The following is a 19,503-nucleotide window of genomic DNA, read 5'->3' on the forward strand; positions in this document are numbered from 1 at the left end:
TTCATAAATTAGACGCGCCATACATTGTGGAAGTTGCACAATAAGCGAAAAAAGACTGCCCAAGGCGCTTGTCCTTTAGGCAGTCTTTGATAATATACAGTTAAAACTGCTACGCCGTTTTTCTACGTTCAATATATGCCCATATTTTTTGCAAAATATAAATACCGAGCCAAGAGAACAGTATAATAAACAGGGGCATAACGGTAAAGTTATATCGATATTCCGGTACGAATACAAGTCTAATCATCGTCATGACGAAGATGACCACCGCCAGCATGGCTGCAGGATGTCTCCATCTCCATATCAGGGCAAGCAGAGGAATAATCGTGCTGTATATAATCAGTACATGTAAGTATGCTACCTTCGGATAGGCATGGTACATAGGAGAATGTCCTGAGCCGAAGAACATATGCGTATAAGTATATTTAAGCTTTCCTACCGTATACCATTTTACATATTTCCAGGTTTGCTGCGTGAATCCAGCCTTGATGCGCGCCCATGCAACCTCATCCTGCGTCAATCCCGTTGGATCAACGATCTTGTCTGTATAATCTTTATTCGGATAAGTACCCGCTTTGAACGGATTGGACTGGGAAGCAGTCAATACAAATTCATTTAATGAAACGACATTTCTTATCCACCAAGGAAGCATCGTAGCCGATAAGCACAGTCCAGTGATAACACCCATTAATAAAACTTTTTTGAAAATAGCCCATTTGGATATAACCTCGGTCTGCACACCCGATTTCTTCTTGAACCATTTCTGCAGCAAAAACACTCCGTACAAAGGAACAAAAATCGGTAAAAATTCCGCCCTAACAAGTACTGTCAGGCCTAACAAGATACCCGCAAACGCAGCATCGCGCTTTCGTTCGGTACGAAAGGCATATAACTGCATAGACAGATAGGCCATTAAGAGAAATAATGCGAGCGTTTCTGTGAGAACCGCTCCATTTGCCCAAATGAAGGGATGATAAATTGCACTAATAAAAAACGCTACAATTGCAACCCATTTGTTTCTTGTTGCCTGCATCGCAATCATATAAATGATAATGAGTGTAGCCATGCTAATTAACACCTGTACCCAACGAATAAGCGGGAACGGCTCTACGCCGATTTGATCAGCCACCAAATACATACCCGTCATAAAAAGTGGATAACCCGGTGTTACCCTTGCATTTGAAACCTCTTCCTTGTAGGCGTAAATGCCTTCATCAAGCAACCGGTGCACCATCTCATCGTAATACTTCGAATCATGTGAAATGTTATGTTTGACCGATGTAAGAAAATCAACCCTCAGCCAAAAGGCAAGCATAAAAATAAGAACGATCGCTATCGTCCATGCTTTGTTTTTCCTAACCCATTCCACCACGTAAATTGATCCTCCCCAATGTTGAAAGCGGCTTATTTCCAAGCGAGTACGATTACACCCGCCAAAATAATAGCTGCGCCTATCCAGCGCTGCAGCGGTACCGATTCGTTAAATATAAATACAGCTGCAACCAGCGCTATTACATAAGCCAAGCTTTGCAGCGGATAGGCAAGGCTAAGCGGCAGCTTCTTAAGTACGTACAACCAAAGAACGGTAGCAATTCCGTACAAAACAAGTCCTGACCATATATGAGGCGACCACAATAACGATACCCATGTGTCGCCTTTCGCCGTATCCATTTTGTTCATTCCTGTTTTCCACAATAATTGGCCAGAAACAAGCAGCAAAATATTAAAAAACAATATGATATATGCCATTATGAATCCGACCTTTTGCGTTCATGCAGCTCGTGATGTAAAATTCCAAGCTCTTGTGTAAGACGAATAACCTTCTCTGACAATTTGGATACAATGACTGTAAGATGCAAAATAAGCATAATACAAAATAAAATTCCGACTAGGAAAAGCAGCGCCGGGGCATAAGCAATACCAATCGCGTGGGCCAGCGTATCAATAATCTGGACGCGCACGGACAATATCAGCATCACTACACCAAACAAAAGCCAGAGCATTGAATACTGCTCACGGAGCAATCTCCGGTTAATCAACATAATCAGCACGAACAAAAAAACCACACTTGTGATAATCCACAAGGCTTGCATGGTGTATCCTCCTTAAAGTTTGCAGAGCAAACTCTCATCGTAAGCATTTTTCTAAGATTGAACCTCGACTGGCTTCGTTGCTTTCAAGCTGCGAATGAATAGCGACAATGTTACCTTAACCATATAATAAACCGAACGCATCGCATTTATTGATGACGTACCGCCTGTACGTGCTTCCATAACGACTGCCACCTCGCTTGTACGCAATCCGCTGCGATGAATAAGCACGATGGAATCCACTTCTGGATAGTCTGTCGCATAATCGCTTTGGAATACAGCAATCGCACGTTTATTTGCAGCGCGGAACCCTGAGGTTACGTCCAGCACACGCTTGCGTGTCATTGCAGTAACAATAGTAGATAAAATCTTGATACCAACTCTACGCGTTGCAGAGGACAAGAAGCCGGTTTGTTCAATAAAACGTGAACCAATCGCCAAATCCGCTTTCCCGCTTAGCACGGGATCCAAAATCAAATGAAGCTGCTCCGCCTTATGCTGACCGTCTCCGTCCACTTGAACGGCTACATCATAGTCATAACGGTGGGCATAACGATATCCCGTCTGCATAGCTCCGCCGATGCCCAAATTGGTCGGAAGTGTAATAACAGAAGCACCGTTCGCTTCAGCCACTTCACGTGTACGGTCTTTGGAGCCATCATTAATGACCAGAATATGAGCAGTTGGGCAATGTGTCTTCACATCATGTATCACATGGCTTATGCTGTGTTCTTCATTATAAGCCGGTATAATGATCAAAATTTTTGAAGATGTCATACCTTGCCGCAGGGACTCACCGGTAACCGTTTTGTCCTTTTTCGTACTGACTGCGTTCACTACATCACCACTCCATAAATCAAAGTTAGGGCACGCTGCTGCGTACAATTATTTTTAATTCTACTAACTAAATTAGTATAAAGCAACAGATAAGGTTGGTATAAACGCTTATTATTTCCTTAACATTTGCTTAATTAGGTCGAATTTTACATTCACACTTACTCCCTTTTATACCAATATTATCTTATTGAAAATGAGAGTTTCCAGAAAAAAAATATCGCCTGACACCAGTTGCTCACTGATACCAGACGATATTAAGACGGTTATTTATTACAAAATGTTGCTTACATTTGGCCGGAAATTTTTGCTTTCAAAGCATCTTTGGATTGTACGCCAACCATTTTGTCAACGGGTTGACCGTCTTTGAACAAAATCAATGTTGGGATACTCATAACGCCGAATTGTGAAGCAAGTTCTGGCTGCTCGTCAACGTTAATTTTAGCAATTACTGCTTGGCCTTCCAGCTCAGCGGAAAGCTCCTCAACGATTGGTAGCTGCATTTTGCAAGGTCCACACCAAGGTGCCCAGAAATCTACAAGGGAAACGCCGTTTTGAATGGACTCGTTAAAGTTTTCTTTCGTCAATGCTACTGCCATTTCAATCATCCTCTCCAAACAATGTGTATGATAAAGGGAATACCCGTCTCACCGTTAAATGAAACATCATTTGCTAACCGCATGCGTGAATTTGCTTCAACACATCCTGAATCGTAATCGCGCTAAAATGACTTTCCAGCTGCTTCTCCGCTGTACAAAATATGCCGAACATCACTTGATTCATATTCGACCCAACAACACAATCCATCTCTGGGTTGCCCGAGCACCAGCTCGGAATTAGCGAGCCTTGTGCCATCACGCGATAGATATCGGCAAGTGTTACCACATTCGGGTCAATCGTCAGCCTATAGCCGCCTCCTGAGCCTTCACGGGTATCTACATATCCACTGCGGCGCAAACCACCCATTACCTTGCGAACACGAGCAGAATGTGTGCCGACATTCTCGGCGATCATATCGCTGCTAGCCATTCTTTCCGGTAAATAAGCCAAGTAAACGAGACTGTGTACGGCAATCGTAAATTCGCTGTTCACTGTTTAAGGGCCTCCCTGCTTTATACTGTAATTTTATCCGTTACAGTTAAGTTTGTCAATAGGTCAGGTCGCCATCTCGCTTTCTTAGGATACGGCAGGAGCAATCACGTTATTCCCCAACAGATTTTGGATTAAAGGCAAATGTTTTTTTAGGTTTTCTGTCATGTTTGAAGGCTTCTGCTGAATAAATATGAAAGGTGCATCCTTATTTGATTTGAACGTATAAGAAAACATTCAAATCCAATGGGCACATGGCTTCCTACACTAGTTTTACAATGTAAAACTTTAAGGAGGTGACGCATAATGGCGTTATTTTGGAATCGATGGGTAGTCATTCGTACGGAAGGGGGTTCTAGATCGGAGCTCATAGACCGATTGGAAGCTCATTTCAAAACTAATGGATTGAAAACCAAAATCACCATTGAGGGCAATTCCTTGAAACGGATTCATGTGCTTAAAAAGGATGCCGATCTCGCCAAGACGCTGCTGGACGCGTTTGACGAGGAGCATTAAGATGTGCGGCAAAGCTTTGCCAAGCAGCGGCACCCTTGCAGGGCAGCCGCTGCTTGTGCTGCTTCCCTAGGACGAGCGTCCCACTACGGAAGAATTCCTCATAAAACGATAGCCCTTACGAACACCGTTCAGCACCCATTCGGGAACCGGAATCGGTTTTTTGGATAGAAAAGGCATGTAGATACGATTGTAGGCTTTCTTCAAATCATCCCACATCGTGCACGGCTCTTCCTTCAAAAAATCTGAAATATCAAGCACGATGCCTCTTCCATCCTTGATCATTACATTTTTTCCATGCACATCATGCGGGAACAAACCGCGGGATCTTGCATACTCCAGCGCTTGATCAATATCTTCTATCGCCTTTTTTGGTATTGCTGCCCCATCAATGATGCACTGATATAAGGTCTTTCCCTTTAATCGCTTTAAAATCAAATAATAATGGCCTTTATATTCTCCGGCATGATAACAAGTTGAAAAGGCAGGATGCGTGCCAATTCGCCGGTAAACCTCGCACTCACTCTCCCAGCCGTCTCGGCCTGGCGCATAAACCTTCACAGCTATATCTGAATAATCCTGATGTGTAAATACGCCAGCGTAATTGCCCGCCCCAAGCAGTCTCCAACCGCGCGGCGTCTCCGCTACTCGGATTGGATTTGTGGGGTCAACGCTATCAAGCACAAGCTCCGAGAGCAATGACTGCTCCATAAGAGCAATAAACGTATTCAGCTGCTTCTCCTCCATAGTAAGTACTCCTCTTCTCCCTATCTACATACATGCTTTCCTTTCATTGTAAGACCAGTAGCTGCAAAAATAAAGACCGCACCAAAAAGCTTTACAGCCCTTTTGCACGGTCTCGCTTCAAACTTGATCCTAATGGCCTCCACTTACTACTTTCAGCCCGATAACGCCTGATATAATCATAGAGAGAAACAGCATCTTGCGCCAATTTCTCGACTCTCCAAAAATGACCATACCCAGCACTACGCTGCCTATCGAGCCGATTCCGGTCCATATCCCATATGCCGTACTAATTGGAATCGTCTGTAACGCTTTAGATAAGAAGAAAAAGCTCACGAAACCAGCCCCAATCGCCCCTACCGTCCCCTTCCAGCGTTTAAAGCCATCAGAGAGCTTCATGAAAGTAACACCGGCGACCTCACCGAAGCCTGATATGATTAAAAAGACCCATGCCATTTTATGAACCCACCTTATCTTGTTCTATGTTGGTTACAGCCTTTGGTGCTTTGTCAGGAGCTGGCTTGTCATTTGACACAAGCTTAAGTCCAACTATGCCCCCTACAAGCAATGCGATAAAGAACAAACGCCAAAAATCAGCCGGTTCATTCAGTATAATAATACCTGCGAGAACAGTGCCTACTGTTCCAATTCCCGTAAACATAGCATAGGCAACGCCAATCTCAATCGTACGCATTGCGCGGGCAAACAGCATAAAGCTTATGACAAGCAGCACCACTGTTATTATGCTTGGAACAAGCACTGTAAAGCCCTCCGAATATTTGAGGCCAAACGTCCAGCCTACCTCAAGAAACCCTGCTAATAATAAAAAGACCCATTGCATTTTTTTCAATCCTCTCTCGCTGTCATCGTCCAAATCTGCCATAATGATTGCCACACCATTTGCTTCCTTTTCTCAAGCAGCTCTTTTCCATATATTTGATTCTCAACAAGGATGCCATCTACACATACATAGAAGGTAGCAATTAACCGTTCCGTCTCTTCCAGGTTAAACAACCCTTGTGACGCTCCCTTTTCCAGCACGCTAATAATTCCCTTGTTCAGTTCATACTCATAGCGCAATAAATCTTGATTGAGCTGTTCGCGCAAATGGCGCGGCGGTACAAGCATCGTTTTCTTCAAGAAAGCTTGACCTGTCGTTAAATGAGTGAGATCGGTAAAAAAAGTAAACAGTCGATGCACTTGTTCCTTAATCGGCGCCTGATCCATATCTTGAAGAAGCTCTATAAACTGATTATGCTCTTCAACAATCATTTCCTGAATGAGCTGCAAGAACAGTTGTTCTTTCGATTTATAATGCGCATATATGGATGGCGTCTTAATGCCCACTACCTTGGCAATTTCTGACAAGGATGCCCCCTCATAGCCTGATTCTGCAAACATCGCCAGCGCCGCCAGCTTTATTCGTTCCGACGTTGTTAATTCAGCACTCATGTCATTCCCTCCGATCCGCTTTCGTTCCCCTGCCTAACGAACGTTAGTTTTTACAAATTTTAAAATGAAATAATCATTTAGTCAAGATGAAAATAACGATCATCAAATAAAGCCATGCACGCTCCCCTTCATAGGAGATCATACATGGCTTTATTGTTATTGCTTTGAGGCTTGGCTATATTTCTTCCAAAGCGTAGATCCTCCATTAAAGATCATGCCCAGTGTAATGCCAAGCAGCGTAACGATAACGTTCAAAATAAGGCAGTAAACAAGCAGCAGTCCAAAATCGACCGTATTGTCCGATAGAGGAAGCACTTGGCTTAGTATAAATGCGAGAAGCACGCTAAACGGGATCCAGAACAAAAATATGAAGATCGGAAAGTACCAATGCTGATTTCGAAAAAACTTTACGATCGGCAAAGCGAACGCAATAATCATAATCATGCAAATGATGTAGCTCTGCTCCACAATCCCGCTATAATAATAAGCTGTATATAGAAACACATTACTCACTGCAGCATAGATGGCACTTAAAACTAGTACCAACCGCATCGACCGCCGAAACAACAATTGCTCCTTCGTAACCTCTTCCATTACTCGCCTACGATTTCTTGGAGTGCCCGAATAAAGGCTTCCATTTCTTCATCCGTTCCGATGCTCACCCGCAAATATTCATTAATCCGAGGTTGATCGAAATACCGGACCAGCACGCCCTTATCGCGCAACTGCACAAAGATGTCCTTAGCTGCTATCGTTTTATGCGAAATGAAGACGAAGTTTGCCTTCGAGTCTGTTGCAGCAAAGCCGAGCTCCTTCACCTGCTCCGTTACACGTTCTCGTGTAGCAATGACCTTATCCGTCGTATCTCGGAAATAAGCATCATCTTCAAGTGCAGCAATGGCGCCTGCCAAAGCAAGCCGATCCATCGTATAGGAATTAAATGAATTTTTGATTCGATTCAATCCATCAATTAACTCCTCGCTGCCAAAAGCAAAACCAACGCGAAGCCCAGCGAGCGAACGGGATTTCGAGAGTGTTTGAACGACAAGCAAATTCGGATAGTCGTGAATAAGCTCCACTGCTGATTGTCCGCCGAAGTCAATATAAGCCTCGTCGATGATAACAACCTGGTCGGGATTGCTTGCAAGCAATGTACGAATATCCTCGAGCGGAAGCAATTGAGCCGTTGGCGCATTCGGGTTCGGTATGATGATACCACCGTTATCCGAATGGAAAGCTTCGACTTGAACGTTAAACTGCTCGTCCAATGCGATAAGCTCTGTTTGCAAGCCATATAACTTCGCATACACCTTATAGAAGCTGTAAGTGATATCAGGGAACAGTACCGTCTTAGCCGGATCAAAAAAAGCTGCGAACGCAAAAGCTAAAATTTCATCAGAACCGTTGCCCGCAAACACTTGCTCAGCCCGCAATCCGTAATAGGAAGCAGCCGCTTTCACAAGTCCCTCGCAAGTAGGATCGGGATAAAGCCGCAAATCAGCATTAGCTGCACCTTTGATCGCATCAATTACCTTCGGAGATGGCGGGTACGGATTTTCATTCGTATTCAGTTTGATATATGTCTTATCCTTTGGCTGCTCGCCTGGGACATACGGCACCAGTGAAGCAGTGAGCGGACTCCAAAATTTACTCAATGACAATTCTTCCTTTCGTAATCGATATTTCTATCGCTTCTTTTCAATTATTTTAACATTAAAGGATGTGTTAATTACAGAGTCCGACGAACGACAAGCCTAGTCATCAGCAGTCCAAGCAGCGCGCCAAACGTATTAAGAATAATATCGTCAATGTCGAAGCTGCCCACCCGCGTCAACATTTGAGTAAGCTCAACGGCTGTAATCAACATAATCGTGGCCATTGTCAGTCTAAATACTTTCAAGTACTTCTTATTTAATAAGGGCAGGAATATGCCGATCGGTATGAATAAGACAATGTTTCCGAATAAGTTTTTGAACCAAATGTCAGGATTGAAATGATCATAATGGATGATATATTTTTTTATCGTATAAAGCGGTACCAGATTATAGTTATACCCCTCGCCAAAATAACGGCCACGATGAAATAAAAGCCAGCACATGATCAAGGTGTAGAACAAAGCAATTACGGTAATCAACATATTCAGCAGAGAGCTTTTGAATATGGCTTTCGAATACCCGCGCATCCCTTACAATCTCCAAGGGACAGAATACACGTTAAACTCTGCCGCTCCTGTAATCGCTAGTCCGTTAAGCTGATGTCCTGTTGCACATCCTCCGTCAACGCCAATCTTCCCTGCGCCAAACCAAACATCTGGTTTTCCATGAATATCGATGGTTTTTGTATGGCCGAAAATAACCGTTTTGTTTACATTGGTCGGCCTCTCAAGGAATGGTTGTTTTATGTAAAGAAAATCTCTGGCAGGCTGCTCTTTCCAATTCAAGTAATTCGGATTCAGACCCGCATGTACATATATAAAGTGTTCATCCTCATGATAATAGGGCAGGTTGTCCAGAAAAGTCATATGATGCGCATAACGCTCTTGAACAGCTATTTTGGCTTGATCGATAACATACTCAATCGGACCTTGCTTAATGCCAGCATAGCTCTCTGCGGTTTGCCTGCCGCCATGGCCGGTAAACTTAAGCAGCGCCTGCTCGCTTCGCTCCAGCATAACATCAACGAGCCTCTCGTCGTGATTGCCTTGAATGGCAATTGCTCCATCCTTTTGGACTAAGCCGATGACCTGCTCTACCACTTCTCTGCTTTGCGGCCCCCTATCAACGAAATCACCAAGCAGCATAAGCTGATCCTCGCCGGGACAATAATTCATACGTTCAAGCAAATCATTAAAAGGTGTATAACATCCATGAATATCACTAATCACAAGCGTTCGCTTCATATACGCCTCCCCGAGATCACCAGATCTCTTTCTACACCGTCCAGTACCGCTACCTTAGGCAAATGACCCCAAACCTCAAATCCAAACTTACGAAGCAGAGCGAGGCTCGGCTCATTATGTCCAAATACAAAACCAAGCAGCGTATTTATCCCCAAGCCCGGACTTGCCTCTATCGCTTTCTGAATCAGTACCGTTCCAAGACCAAGCTTGCGGTATTCTTCCGCTATATAAATGCTTATCTCGGCAGTTGCATTGTAAGCGGGCCTGCCATAAAATGATTGGAAACTAAACCAAGCTGCGATTTCCCCTTCAATCGTTAATACCCATAGCGGCCTGAAATCAGGAGAATGGTCATCAAACCACGCTTTTTTGCTAGCTACAGTAGCTGGCTCAAGATCAGCCGTCACCATTCTGCTTGCAATTGTTGAATTATAAATATCAACAATACGCCCCAGATCACTTAGCTGCGCATCGATAATTTCATATTTGAGTTCTTTGGTCATACTTGCCACCTCTTACCCTTCTACGTCTAGATGGATGCTGCTTTAAATAGGCCTATTACAACTTTGACAAATTATATCACATCGCTGAATGTTTAAGCATCTATGCTGCATGGTAGATTCCGTCTAATTCGCCTATAAAGGGCGAGCTTCTTCAGTCCCCTTGTCCCTGCCTATACTTGTTATAATCTTCAGGCGTGTTGAGATTCGTAAAAACAGATACACCATGCTGCTCTAGCAGAGAAACCTCGATGGTCTGAAGCCGGCGCAATAGACCCATGAGACGATAATCTTGCTCCTTTAGCGCTTCTTCTATTTGAATGGCAATGCTAGCATGATAGAGTGCATGAAAAGGCTGGTCAGACGCATGGATTACGTCTACCCCTTTTTCCACATGAGTCATTAGCTCAGCCAGCAATCCTTCGGACAACTGTGGCATATCACACGCCATAACAAATACATAACCCTCTGCAATCATGGACAAGCCCGCGTGCATTCCCGATAACGGGCCGCATTTTGGATAATGATCCGTCACGATGCTTACCGTTTCTCCTAATTCTTCAAGGCTTTTACGATAAAGCTCTTCACGCTCAGGCGATCCTACTGAGACAACTACATGCTGCACAAGCTCTGTTAGCTGTTGTACGAGACGATATAGCAGCGGTTTGCCTTCAATAAGCAGCAGCGCTTTGTCGGCTCCCATTCTCGTGCTTAAGCCCCCAGCTAGTATTAAGCCATAAATATCATGCTTCGCCATCTTCTCATCCCCCTCCAAACAGAAAGAAAGCCTGCCGAGCACTCAGGCAAGGCAGGCTTGTATTATTTTTGACGGGTTTACGCCTTGGACGGATCGAATGAGCTCTTTAATGAAACGATTCGATTGAAGGCAAGCTTCTCACTTGTTGTATCCTTCGGATCTACATTAAAGTAGCCGTGACGGAAAAATTGGAATTTATCGCCGCCGACAGCGTCTTTCATATTAGGCTCAACAAAGCCTTGCAATACTTCAAGTGAATTCGGGTTGATACATTCCATGAAAGGTTTGCCTTCATCTTCCGCTTCGCTCGTAATGAGCGGTTCAAACAAACGGAACTCAGCAGCTATCGCCTGAGAAGCTTCTATCCAGTGGATGGTGCCTTTCACTTTACGTTCATTAAAGCCGGATCCGCTCTTCGTCTTCACATCATAGGTACAGCGCAGCTCAATCACATTGCCCTCTGCATCCTTGATCGCCTCTTGGCATGTAATGAAGTAAGCATGTTTTAGACGCACTTCATTGCCAGGGAACAGACGAAAATATTTGTTCGGAGGATTTTCCATGAAATCATCCTGTTCAATGTAGATCTCACGCGAAAACGGAATTTGACGGATTCCCATCTCTTCGTTTTCCGCATTATTTTCGGCATCAAGCAGCTCAGTTTGACCTTCTGGATAGTTTGTAATGACCACTTTAAGCGGACGCAATACAGCCATCGTACGAAGCGCCTTCAGCTTCAGGTCTTCTCTTATAAAATGCTCCAGGTTGCGCTCATCCACTAGGCTGTTGCTCTTCGATACACCGATCTCACGGCAGAAAGCACGCAGCGATTCCGGTGTATAGCCTTTGCGGCGCAAACCGCTGATCGTTGGCATACGCGGATCATCCCAGCCATCTACAGCCCCTTCATCCACCAATTGCTTCAGCTTGCGCTTGCTCATAACGGTGTTCGTTACGTTCAAGCGGGCAAATTCATATTGATGCGGTGTGGAAGCCATCTCACATTCAGCTATCGTCCAATCATAGAGTGGACGGTGGTCCTCAAATTCCAGCGTACAGATCGAATGCGTGATGCCTTCAATGGCATCGCTTAGCGGGTGAGCATAGTCATACATCGGATAGATGCACCAAGCATCTCCCGTGCGGTGATGATGCGTATGCGCAATGCGATACAACACAGGATCACGCAATGTGATGTTCGTTGAGGCCATATCAATTTTTGCACGCAGCACCTTTTCGCCGTCCTTAAATTCACCTGCGCGCATGCGTGCGAACAAATCAAGGTTTTCCTCTACTGTACGGTTCCGATACGGGCTTTCCTTGCCTGGCTCAGTCAAAGTGCCGCGGTATTCGCGCATTTGCTCAGCTGTCAGATCACATACATATGCTTTGCCCTTTTGAATAAGAAACACCGCACGATTGTAAAGCTCTTCAAAATAATCGGAAGCAAAGCGAAGGTCGTCCCACTCGAAGCCAAGCCAGCGAACATCCTCTTGGATGGACTCTACATACTCAGTATCTTCTTTTAACGGATTCGTATCGTCAAAACGCAAGTTTGTCTTGCCCTTGAATTCATCAGCCAGCTCAAAGTTCAAGCAAATCGACTTGGCATGTCCAATATGCAAATAGCCATTTGGCTCTGGCGGAAAACGAGTGACGATTTCTTTCACTTGGCCGCTCTTCAAATCTTCGACTACGATGCTTTTTATAAAATTCGAGGATGAGGACTTGTTATCTACTGCATTCTCCATCTGCGACCAACCTTTCCCACGGAAAATATTTATCCTCTTATAATACACAAATTCCCGTCAAATTATAATACTTAGTATGTATCAGCCACTTTCAGAGCATGCTCCCGAGCCTAGCAAACCAGTGCACTAGAACGAAATAATGCCGGAAGAATAAAGAAATACGAGCAATACCAGAATAGGCGCCACATAACGCAGCATGAATAACCATACTCGCAGCCACCATCCAGACAAGCCTGACTCCTTAGCTCCGCCTTTCCATACATACCCGACAAATATAGTAACGACTAGTCCGCCAAGCGGCAGAACGATGTTCGTGCATACGAAATCAACCCAGTCAAAAAACGACTTCCCGCCAAACGTAAGCCAAGGTATTTTGTCACCAAGCGATAAAGCCGATGGCACCCCAATAACGAAGCAAAGAATGGATAACAAAATAACTGAAAAGCTGCGGCTCCAGCCAAATTTCTCGCGAACGAAAGCAACCGGCACCTCAAGCAGTGAGATGGTTGAAGTAAGCGAAGCAAAGGCGATCATCACGAAGAACAGCCCTCCAAACAGCCACCCTAAGGGCATCGCTGAGAACGCTGCAGGCAAGGCTACGAATACGAGACCAGGGCCTTGCGAAGCCTCGAGTCCAAATGCGAAGGTAGTAGGGAAAATAATCAGTCCTGCAAGAAGTGCATAAACAATATTGCCTGTACCTACTGCTGCTGTTGCTAGAGAAAGCGACTGCCGTTTATCCACATACGCCCCATAAGTAATAATGGTACCCATGCCAAGTGAAAGGGATAGGAAGGCATGGCCAAGCGCTACGAATGCCGATTCCGCTGTCAGCTTGCTAAAGTCAGGCTTTAGGAAAAAAGCTGCGCCTTCGCCGGCTCCATCCAAAAACATTACACGCACACAAAGTACAATGAGCAATACAAGCAGCCCTGGAATAAAAATTTTATTAACCTTTTCAATACCTGCCGATACACCTCGAATAATGATGAGGCCCGTTAGAAGCAAGACGATGAATTGCCAGAATACCGGCATCCAGCTTCCATTAAGATCACTGAACTGCTGCGCAAAATCATTATTTTCAAACAGCTGCCCTGTAAAAGACAGCATCGCATAATGCAAAGTCCAGCCTGCGACTATCGCATAGAACGACAATATAACGAACGCTCCCAAAATGATAATAACGCCGAAGCCGCTCCACAGCTTATGCGCGCCCAGCCGAGTGAACGAAGAGGACGCATTGCCGCGGCCGCCTCGACCAACTGATAGTTCCGCTAGCAGCACCGGCAGTCCCACTAACAGCATGCATATAAAAAATAGAAGAAAAAAGGCCGCTCCTCCATATTTACCTGTAATATACGGGAACCTCCACATGTTGCCGAGTCCGACCGCACTGCCTATTGCCGCCAAAATAAATCCTGAGGACGTAAACCGCTCCCCTGTACCGCTCTCCCCGCTTTGCGAGGCTCCTTCGTGTTTTTGATCCTTCATAAGCCATTCCTCCTGTAGTAATCTAAGCTGTCTGCGACTTATCTATTGCTCCGATGGGTAGTATAACCTTTTTCAAAAAATATATCTGCAAGCGCACGGTCTGAGCCGGTATAGTTTCATCTGAAAAACCCATAAACCAATTGGCTGGAATATGTATTGACGATGGTTACTTCGTACTTTGCCAATCATCAGAATGGTGGTAAGAACAGTATCATAAATCAACATATTTCACACTGCTTCATTGCAGCTCCGTTTTCGCTTCTATTTATTCATTTGATCCTAGTTAACAGGACTGAATGAATTATTAATTTGCATATATAAACCTTTTAAAACTTCGAATTGCTCAGGTACACGTAATGAATAAATCCCTATATACTAAGGTGATATGTTGATTGCGTAAAAAGTTTCTTTTGAATATAATTGCATATTTACAACTTTAATTTTAGATAGAAAAATACTCAAATATCGAATTTCAAGATACTTAATACCATCAAAAAATGGACAGAAACGATTAATCGTTTCTGTCCATTTTCAACTTCTATCTTATATTAATTGAATAGAGTGTAAGTACGATATTTTCATAAGAATTGCAGGATCGATAGGCCAGTATGAAGTGTATGATGAGCCCAACAATTAACTCTTAAACTGAGGTTACGCCGATCACATTTTGCTTAATATACGATGTGTGAACGTGTAGTCGCATCCGTTGTTATCTTAATTAAAAACCCGTCTATTGCTCGTTGTTCACTCTATCAAAGCCTCAGCAATTCCTCGTTGATTTTACGGCATTGCGATAGCATATTGATCAAGCCTCGCACATCTCGTTGTCCATAATGATCCTACTTTATTCGATATCACTTCTATGAACCATCCGGTTCAAGTATATAGAAGTAAGTTCTACATTCACTTCCAAAGGTCGAAGTATAGACCTCCATATCGAAGAATGTATGGTTATAAGGAAGCTATTCGTCATTAGACGCTAGTCTTACCTACAAAACGACTAAAACAACCATTAAATGGGCTTTTTTTCGCCCGGAAGCCGCATGTATTTCATTTTTAAGTGAGGGAGCACTATAGCAGCTGCTCGATATTAGCCTTCATTTCGGAAGGTTCATCGGTCGATTCGAACCGTTTTACGACATTGCCTTCACGGTCAATTAGAAATTTAGTAAAGTTCCATTTGACTGAGTTGCCTTCGAGGTAATGAGGCAGCTTCTCCGAAAGGAAAGCATTGAGCATTTTACCGCTAGGGTTGCTTGTGTCAAAACCTTGGAAAGGTGCATCTTCCGTTAGCTGCTTGAAAAGAGGATGAGCGGTTTCGTCCCGTACATCGGTTTTCTCAAAAAGAGGGAATGTCACTCCATAGTTCAACTGGCAAAAGCTTTGAACATCAGAGTTTGCACCCGGCTCCTGCTCGCCAAATTGATTACTTGGAAAACCAAGAATCTCAAGACCTTGATCTTTATACTGTTCATATAGTTTTTGCAAATCCGCGTATTGTGGTGTAAAGCCGCATTTGCTTGCTGTGTTGACGACAATTAGCACCTTACCTTTATATTGTTCCATGCTTTGTTGTTTACCATTAATGCTTTGCAACTCATGTGAGTAAATGCTCATTGTTTATTGCCTCCTCTAAAATATGTGAGTTATAATAAATTAAATTGTACACAATTTAATTATTACATAGAATACCATGCGAAACAAATGAATGTCAAACCTAAAGCCTATATAGGAAAAGCGAAGCATGGTTATAAAGTCGATAATCCAGCGCTATATATAATCCCCTGCGTTTTTTATAGCTGCTATGCAAAAAAAGACTGCACCGAAGTGCAGTCCCATTATTTATCATTGCAATTGCTTCTTTCTACCACCCAGCCATTCCGTGAACAAAGCATAATCCTGCTCCACTTGATCTGCGTAGGAAAGCGCCCAATTGGCAATTGACGTGCAAAAAGCATCCTCGTCATTGCCCATCGCCTTCACAATCTCAATCTCACTGTGATACGCTAGAATACCTTGCGCTACATCGGCATCCGCCCTCGCATGCATTTTTGCAGTCAGCCTGCCCATGCTCGTCGTAACCGACAGCAAATCTCCAGCCGTATCAAGCGCTTCTAGCTTAAGCCGCTTCTTATATGGTGATCGCTCACGCACATAAAACTGCCGCTCTCCAATGGATAACCATCCAAGATACGGGTCCGCCTCATGGTGCATCGCTCTCTGAGTCATGGTGACGCGCTGTCCCTGATGCTCAAACATAGACCAAAATGTCTCATCATAAGGCATAAAATAAGCTGGAACTGGAACGCGCACTTCCTTTACCTCAAGCACGATATCGTCCTCGCCTTGTGCATCTTCGCCTGCTTCAATCAGTACATAGTATCTATCGAGCCCAATAGATGCTGTACCTGAGCCATGCTTCACTGCAATATCCTTTACCTGAAAATGACGCAATTCTTCTGAGTCATCGGCTTTGACGGTATCTAAATACATCGGCCATGCTTGCAATAAAGCCTCACGTTCGTCGTCAGTCGGAGATACAATTTCATCTGTCGTTGCAAACTGCCTATGCTCCTGTACGAGCGCCGTAACCTTTTCGAGGAAGTGCTGATCCTTGCGTTTTTGCAGTTTTTTGAGCAGCTTCTTGACGGGACCTTCCGCACGCTCAATATCAATCACATAAGTGCCAGGATCATCCTTGCCTTTTGCGAATCGGCGCATCTGCTTGGAATAGGCCTGTAGATAAGCTTCAACCGCGCTAACCTGATTAGCATGGGTTTGTCCTTTAAGCCTGCCGACGAGCGCTATACTTACCGACATTCGCATCAAATCATACAAATACGAGCCCAGATAACCTTCGTCAAAATCATTCACATCATAGACGAGCGTACCTTGCTCATTGCGGAAAGCACCAAAATTCTCAAAGTGCAGATCGCCTTGAACCCAAGTGGGACGCCCCTCTGGCGTATGATAGGGAAACCAAATTCGTGATGCGTCAAAATAAAACAAATAAGCGCTGCCGCGAAAAAAAGAAAATGGCGTTTCCGACATTTTAAGATACTTTTCTTCACGTTTGCCGCGCTCAAGCTTCATTATTTTTTGATCAAATTCTTGAAAAATCGCAGATAGTGTCCGTCTTCTAAGTTTGCTCTGGGTCAGCTTCACTCGTTCTGTCAGCTTCGAATCCATACATTCTCCCCCATTCAACTTACATTTCTACTTTTTGCAGTCTCATATAATCACTAATCATAGCCAAGCGCCATGGTAGAATCATGCCAAAAGCGAGCAAATAGAAAACCGCCCCGGTTTGCGGAATCGACATATATTGCTCTACGACACTATGTAGAGAAAGCCTGATTATGAATAGCGTCAGCATAATAAATACAAACGCCTTAGATCGTCTTACATAGATTTCCGACTTCACGCGTTCCAAACGGGTCGTGACGATTAGTGGGAAAGCAAAGATCAGCATGCCTGTCAAAAAAGCGGCTAACCCCCAAAACCATGGAATATGCGTCTGGGAAAATGCAAACATGACGAAGCCTGTTGCCATGCCTAACGGCGGTATGATGATTTTGCGCAATGAGGTCGGCCGTTTACCAGCGCGCATACGCAGGACAATAAGTGTAAGACCGGCCAGAGCTGATATGACGATGGAACCAACTTGAATCGCTTGCGTTGACAGCAGCACCGCTAATTACCCCCGTTTTCATGGTGTGGATGCCCTATTTTTATAATCGCGAAAATGCTCTTAATCCTTTACAAGGCAGCAATAAATTACTCTTTATTCCATCGTACTTCAAAACCATAAACATCGCAAACATACGCTATTTTTTTAAACCTGTGATCGTCTATGGAGGGTTTTCCTCTGATCCAAAAGTTCCTCATTTTCATCTAGCTTCATGGAAGCTGCGATGTAAGAAAGAAACTCGCAGTAATAACGAGGCGAACCATTAATTCAGAAAGTTAACAAAATCATGAGGGAGCTCATACCCTACGACTCGTTGTCGATTGCCACGATAAAGAGGGATAAGCCCTCCTTTTGAGCATAACTTTTTCAATAAATTTACTGCTGTTTTATGATCAATACCAAAATGACGCTCCACATCCCTCGGCCTGATCAAACGAGCTTGTTGAACAGCAAGCCGTATAATTTCTTTCTCTATAAGTTCAATTAATAAATTGAACTATTAGTCCAGAAAATTAATAAAATCATGAGCGAGCTCATACCCTACGACTCGTTGTCGATTGCCACGATAAAGAGGGATAAGCCCTCCTTTTGAGCATAACTTTTTCAATAAATTTACTGCTGTTTTATGATCAATACCAAAATGACGCTCCACATCCTTCGGCCTGATCAAACGAGCCTGTTGAACTGCAAGCCGTATAATTTCTTTCTCTGCTAGTTGAATTCGTGTTATTGGTGCTCGCCTAGCCTGGTACCTGCTCATCACCATTTTAAGCATAGTCATACATACCACAGGGTTTTTCTCAACATCATCGTAAGCAAATGAGATGACCGGGTAACCCATCGCATGCAAAAAGGTTTCGCGGTTTAGTTCATGGCAATATTTTTGCCTATCCATGTCTCTAACATGAGATGCAAATCCTTTGATCTCAATAATGAGCTTTACGGTACCCGAGAGCCAAGCAAAATCAGCAAAATAGGATCTGCCACGCCAATCCATCACTTCATACTCGGGATGCAGATTTCGAAAATCTCCACAGAGAGGCCACCAGACGTTACGCAAAAATTTCGATTCCGCCTGTCCATGCCCTCTTTCCAGTCTGCCGCGACGTTCCCCTGCCCTTTTATCTAAATGGTATTGAATAAATGTGTGATGCGCCTCCTCATAAGTCACCATCAATCATCCTCTCTGAAAAATAGAAAACGTCCCGTCACCACTCAAGAGTGAGTGGTAACGGGACGTTCTTCGTCTCTTGCCTTTGATTATAAGATATCTGGAATAATAAGAATAGTGTTGTTCTTGCATTCTTTTTAGCGTTATATCAAACTTATCCGTTGCCTGAAAGTCCAACCTTATCCACCTCATATAAACGATCAGTTGGCATGAAACGCAACTAAATTGCTTCTTCAACTTGTCTCCTCAAAAGAAAAGTAACTTAGCTGGAGTATGTACCGCTATTTCACCCTTTTTACGGAAAATAATAATTTAACAGGAATTTCTCCTGTTAATTTAGTTCATTTCAGCGGAATTTGCTGATATCCAACAAATTAACGGGAGGCTTTCCTTCTAAATGACTAAAATCAGCCGAATTAGTAAAATTAGATGGAGGTTTTCCTGTTAGAGTTAATTGATGTTGAGTGATTTGGTTAAAATGAACATATCCTTCGCATAAGAAATGTAACCTACTTGCCTCC

The 19,503-nt window shown here is 43.8% G+C and carries 24 protein-coding genes; 1 reads left to right on the top strand and 23 read right to left on the bottom strand.

Features of this window, described 5'->3' with window-relative positions; translation table 11 throughout:
• Positions 1-109 precede the first annotated feature (109 nt).
• From AC0VYE_RS32345 to AC0VYE_RS32370, 6 genes are all read right to left on the bottom strand, one after another.
• Positions 110-1,372 carry a phospholipid carrier-dependent glycosyltransferase gene (locus AC0VYE_RS32345; RefSeq protein WP_475444890.1) on the bottom strand — a complete coding sequence of 421 codons (1,263 nt, stop codon included), beginning with the start codon at positions 1,370-1,372 and terminating at the stop codon, positions 110-112.
• Positions 1,373-1,404: 32 nt separating this feature from the next.
• Positions 1,405-1,749, bottom strand: coding sequence for an EamA family transporter (locus tag AC0VYE_RS32350; RefSeq protein WP_076266280.1), 345 nt, complete (start codon positions 1,747-1,749; stop codon positions 1,405-1,407).
• Positions 1,749-2,093, bottom strand: a complete 345-nt coding sequence (locus AC0VYE_RS32355; protein WP_054025487.1) for a DUF2304 domain-containing protein — start codon at positions 2,091-2,093, stop codon at positions 1,749-1,751. Before AC0VYE_RS32355 ends, AC0VYE_RS32350 begins: the two co-directional genes overlap by 1 nt.
• Positions 2,094-2,144: 51 nt before the next feature.
• The gene (locus AC0VYE_RS32360; protein WP_256710793.1) at positions 2,145-2,927 is read right to left on the bottom strand and encodes a glycosyltransferase family 2 protein; all 783 of its coding nucleotides are present in this window, start codon (positions 2,925-2,927) and stop codon (positions 2,145-2,147) included.
• A 284-nt stretch (positions 2,928-3,211) separates the two neighbouring features.
• Positions 3,212-3,523 carry a thioredoxin gene (trxA, locus tag AC0VYE_RS32365; protein WP_054025488.1) on the bottom strand — a complete coding sequence of 104 codons (312 nt, stop codon included), beginning with the start codon at positions 3,521-3,523 and terminating at the stop codon, positions 3,212-3,214.
• 73 nt (positions 3,524-3,596) lie between these two features.
• Complete coding sequence (locus AC0VYE_RS32370) at positions 3,597-4,016, bottom strand: RrF2 family transcriptional regulator (protein WP_076266281.1); 420 nt, start codon at positions 4,014-4,016, stop codon at positions 3,597-3,599.
• Positions 4,017-4,319: 303 nt separating this feature from the next.
• Here AC0VYE_RS32370 and AC0VYE_RS32375 point away from each other — a divergent pair, with 303 nt between their 5' ends.
• Complete coding sequence (locus AC0VYE_RS32375; RefSeq protein WP_076266282.1) at positions 4,320-4,529, top strand: hypothetical protein; 210 nt, start codon at positions 4,320-4,322, stop codon at positions 4,527-4,529.
• A gap of 66 nt (positions 4,530-4,595) precedes the next feature.
• Here the strand turns inward: AC0VYE_RS32375 and AC0VYE_RS32380 are convergent, their stop codons facing one another.
• The 17 genes from AC0VYE_RS32380 to AC0VYE_RS32460 all read right to left on the bottom strand — a co-directional run bounded on the left by AC0VYE_RS32380 (position 4,596) and on the right by AC0VYE_RS32460 (position 18,985).
• The gene (locus AC0VYE_RS32380; protein ID WP_076266283.1) at positions 4,596-5,273 is read right to left on the bottom strand and encodes a serine/threonine-protein kinase; all 678 of its coding nucleotides are present in this window, start codon (positions 5,271-5,273) and stop codon (positions 4,596-4,598) included.
• 129 nt (positions 5,274-5,402) lie between these two features.
• Positions 5,403-5,726: a DMT family transporter gene (locus AC0VYE_RS32385; RefSeq protein ID WP_076266284.1), complete on the bottom strand. Its 324-nt coding sequence runs from the start codon at positions 5,724-5,726 to the stop codon at positions 5,403-5,405.
• Between the two features lies 1 nt (position 5,727).
• Positions 5,728-6,165, bottom strand: a complete 438-nt coding sequence (locus AC0VYE_RS32390) for a DMT family transporter (protein WP_305953866.1) — start codon at positions 6,163-6,165, stop codon at positions 5,728-5,730.
• Positions 6,117-6,722: a TetR/AcrR family transcriptional regulator gene (locus AC0VYE_RS32395; protein WP_475444894.1), complete on the bottom strand. Its 606-nt coding sequence runs from the start codon at positions 6,720-6,722 to the stop codon at positions 6,117-6,119. The genes AC0VYE_RS32390 and AC0VYE_RS32395 overlap by 49 nt, the downstream gene beginning before the upstream one ends.
• 156 nt (positions 6,723-6,878) lie before the next feature.
• Entirely contained in the window at positions 6,879-7,316 is a 438-nt protein-coding gene (locus tag AC0VYE_RS32400; RefSeq protein ID WP_430056819.1) for a hypothetical protein, read from the bottom strand.
• Positions 7,316-8,377 (bottom strand): histidinol-phosphate transaminase, encoded by a 1,062-nt coding sequence (gene hisC / locus AC0VYE_RS32405; protein ID WP_475444896.1) that lies wholly within the window; start codon positions 8,375-8,377, stop codon positions 7,316-7,318. The genes AC0VYE_RS32400 and hisC overlap by 1 nt, the downstream gene beginning before the upstream one ends.
• A gap of 74 nt (positions 8,378-8,451) precedes the next feature.
• Positions 8,452-8,904 carry a VanZ family protein gene (locus tag AC0VYE_RS32410; protein ID WP_475444898.1) on the bottom strand — a complete coding sequence of 151 codons (453 nt, stop codon included), beginning with the start codon at positions 8,902-8,904 and terminating at the stop codon, positions 8,452-8,454.
• A gap of 3 nt (positions 8,905-8,907) precedes the next feature.
• Positions 8,908-9,621 carry a metallophosphoesterase family protein gene (locus AC0VYE_RS32415; RefSeq protein WP_339205432.1) on the bottom strand — a complete coding sequence of 238 codons (714 nt, stop codon included), beginning with the start codon at positions 9,619-9,621 and terminating at the stop codon, positions 8,908-8,910.
• Complete coding sequence (locus AC0VYE_RS32420; protein WP_076266291.1) at positions 9,618-10,124, bottom strand: GNAT family N-acetyltransferase; 507 nt, start codon at positions 10,122-10,124, stop codon at positions 9,618-9,620. Before AC0VYE_RS32420 ends, AC0VYE_RS32415 begins: the two co-directional genes overlap by 4 nt.
• Positions 10,125-10,275: 151 nt before the next feature.
• The gene (gene mobA, locus AC0VYE_RS32425) at positions 10,276-10,878 is read right to left on the bottom strand and encodes a molybdenum cofactor guanylyltransferase (RefSeq protein WP_475444900.1); all 603 of its coding nucleotides are present in this window, start codon (positions 10,876-10,878) and stop codon (positions 10,276-10,278) included.
• Positions 10,879-10,955: 77 nt separating this feature from the next.
• Positions 10,956-12,629 (bottom strand): glutamine--tRNA ligase/YqeY domain fusion protein, encoded by a 1,674-nt coding sequence (locus tag AC0VYE_RS32430; protein ID WP_475444901.1) that lies wholly within the window; start codon positions 12,627-12,629, stop codon positions 10,956-10,958.
• Positions 12,630-12,755: 126 nt separating this feature from the next.
• Positions 12,756-14,120, bottom strand: coding sequence for a sodium-dependent transporter (locus AC0VYE_RS32435; protein WP_475444903.1), 1,365 nt, complete (start codon positions 14,118-14,120; stop codon positions 12,756-12,758).
• 1,071 nt (positions 14,121-15,191) lie between these two features.
• Positions 15,192-15,737 carry a glutathione peroxidase gene (locus AC0VYE_RS32440; RefSeq protein ID WP_076266295.1) on the bottom strand — a complete coding sequence of 182 codons (546 nt, stop codon included), beginning with the start codon at positions 15,735-15,737 and terminating at the stop codon, positions 15,192-15,194.
• A 228-nt stretch (positions 15,738-15,965) separates the two neighbouring features.
• The gene (locus tag AC0VYE_RS32445; RefSeq protein ID WP_475444906.1) at positions 15,966-17,309 is read right to left on the bottom strand and encodes a DUF2252 domain-containing protein; all 1,344 of its coding nucleotides are present in this window, start codon (positions 17,307-17,309) and stop codon (positions 15,966-15,968) included.
• Between the two features lie 19 nt (positions 17,310-17,328).
• Positions 17,329-17,811, bottom strand: a complete 483-nt coding sequence (locus AC0VYE_RS32450; RefSeq protein ID WP_441874666.1) for a CcdC family protein — start codon at positions 17,809-17,811, stop codon at positions 17,329-17,331.
• Positions 17,812-18,073: 262 nt separating this feature from the next.
• Complete coding sequence (locus AC0VYE_RS32455; RefSeq protein ID WP_475449799.1) at positions 18,074-18,295, bottom strand: type IV toxin-antitoxin system AbiEi family antitoxin domain-containing protein; 222 nt, start codon at positions 18,293-18,295, stop codon at positions 18,074-18,076.
• A 15-nt stretch (positions 18,296-18,310) separates the two neighbouring features.
• The gene (locus AC0VYE_RS32460) at positions 18,311-18,985 is read right to left on the bottom strand and encodes a DUF559 domain-containing protein (RefSeq protein ID WP_475444908.1); all 675 of its coding nucleotides are present in this window, start codon (positions 18,983-18,985) and stop codon (positions 18,311-18,313) included.
• Between the last annotated feature and the right edge of the window lie 518 nt (positions 18,986-19,503).

The sequence above is a fragment of the Pristimantibacillus sp. Z349TD_6 genome (genome assembly GCF_056173205.1).

Excerpts from the sequence above, each read along its gene's own strand:
- AC0VYE_RS32440 (WP_076266295.1), bottom strand. The coding sequence starts at position 15,737 with ATGAGCATTTACTCACATGAGTTGCAAAGCATTAATGGTAAACAACAA.
- AC0VYE_RS32445 (WP_475444906.1), bottom strand. The coding sequence starts at position 17,309 with ATGGATTCGAAGCTGACAGAACGAGTGAAGCTGACCCAGAGCAAACTT.
- AC0VYE_RS32420 (WP_076266291.1), bottom strand. The coding sequence starts at position 10,124 with ATGACCAAAGAACTCAAATATGAAATTATCGATGCGCAGCTAAGTGAT.
- AC0VYE_RS32415 (WP_339205432.1), bottom strand. The coding sequence starts at position 9,621 with ATGAAGCGAACGCTTGTGATTAGTGATATTCATGGATGTTATACACCT.
- AC0VYE_RS32430 (WP_475444901.1), bottom strand. The coding sequence starts at position 12,629 with ATGGAGAATGCAGTAGATAACAAGTCCTCATCCTCGAATTTTATAAAA.
- AC0VYE_RS32435 (WP_475444903.1), bottom strand. The coding sequence starts at position 14,120 with ATGAAGGATCAAAAACACGAAGGAGCCTCGCAAAGCGGGGAGAGCGGT.
- AC0VYE_RS32350 (WP_076266280.1), bottom strand. The coding sequence starts at position 1,749 with ATGGCATATATCATATTGTTTTTTAATATTTTGCTGCTTGTTTCTGGC.
- mobA (WP_475444900.1), bottom strand. The coding sequence starts at position 10,878 with ATGGCGAAGCATGATATTTATGGCTTAATACTAGCTGGGGGCTTAAGC.
- AC0VYE_RS32355 (WP_054025487.1), bottom strand. The coding sequence starts at position 2,093 with ATGCAAGCCTTGTGGATTATCACAAGTGTGGTTTTTTTGTTCGTGCTG.
- AC0VYE_RS32380 (WP_076266283.1), bottom strand. The coding sequence starts at position 5,273 with ATGGAGGAGAAGCAGCTGAATACGTTTATTGCTCTTATGGAGCAGTCA.
- AC0VYE_RS32400 (WP_430056819.1), bottom strand. The coding sequence starts at position 7,316 with ATGGAAGAGGTTACGAAGGAGCAATTGTTGTTTCGGCGGTCGATGCGG.
- AC0VYE_RS32375 (WP_076266282.1), top strand. The coding sequence starts at position 4,320 with ATGGCGTTATTTTGGAATCGATGGGTAGTCATTCGTACGGAAGGGGGT.
- trxA (WP_054025488.1), bottom strand. The coding sequence starts at position 3,523 with ATGGCAGTAGCATTGACGAAAGAAAACTTTAACGAGTCCATTCAAAAC.
- AC0VYE_RS32460 (WP_475444908.1), bottom strand. The coding sequence starts at position 18,985 with ATGGTGACTTATGAGGAGGCGCATCACACATTTATTCAATACCATTTA.
- AC0VYE_RS32410 (WP_475444898.1), bottom strand. The coding sequence starts at position 8,904 with ATGCGCGGGTATTCGAAAGCCATATTCAAAAGCTCTCTGCTGAATATG.
- AC0VYE_RS32395 (WP_475444894.1), bottom strand. The coding sequence starts at position 6,722 with ATGAGTGCTGAATTAACAACGTCGGAACGAATAAAGCTGGCGGCGCTG.
- AC0VYE_RS32385 (WP_076266284.1), bottom strand. The coding sequence starts at position 5,726 with ATGGCATGGGTCTTTTTAATCATATCAGGCTTCGGTGAGGTCGCCGGT.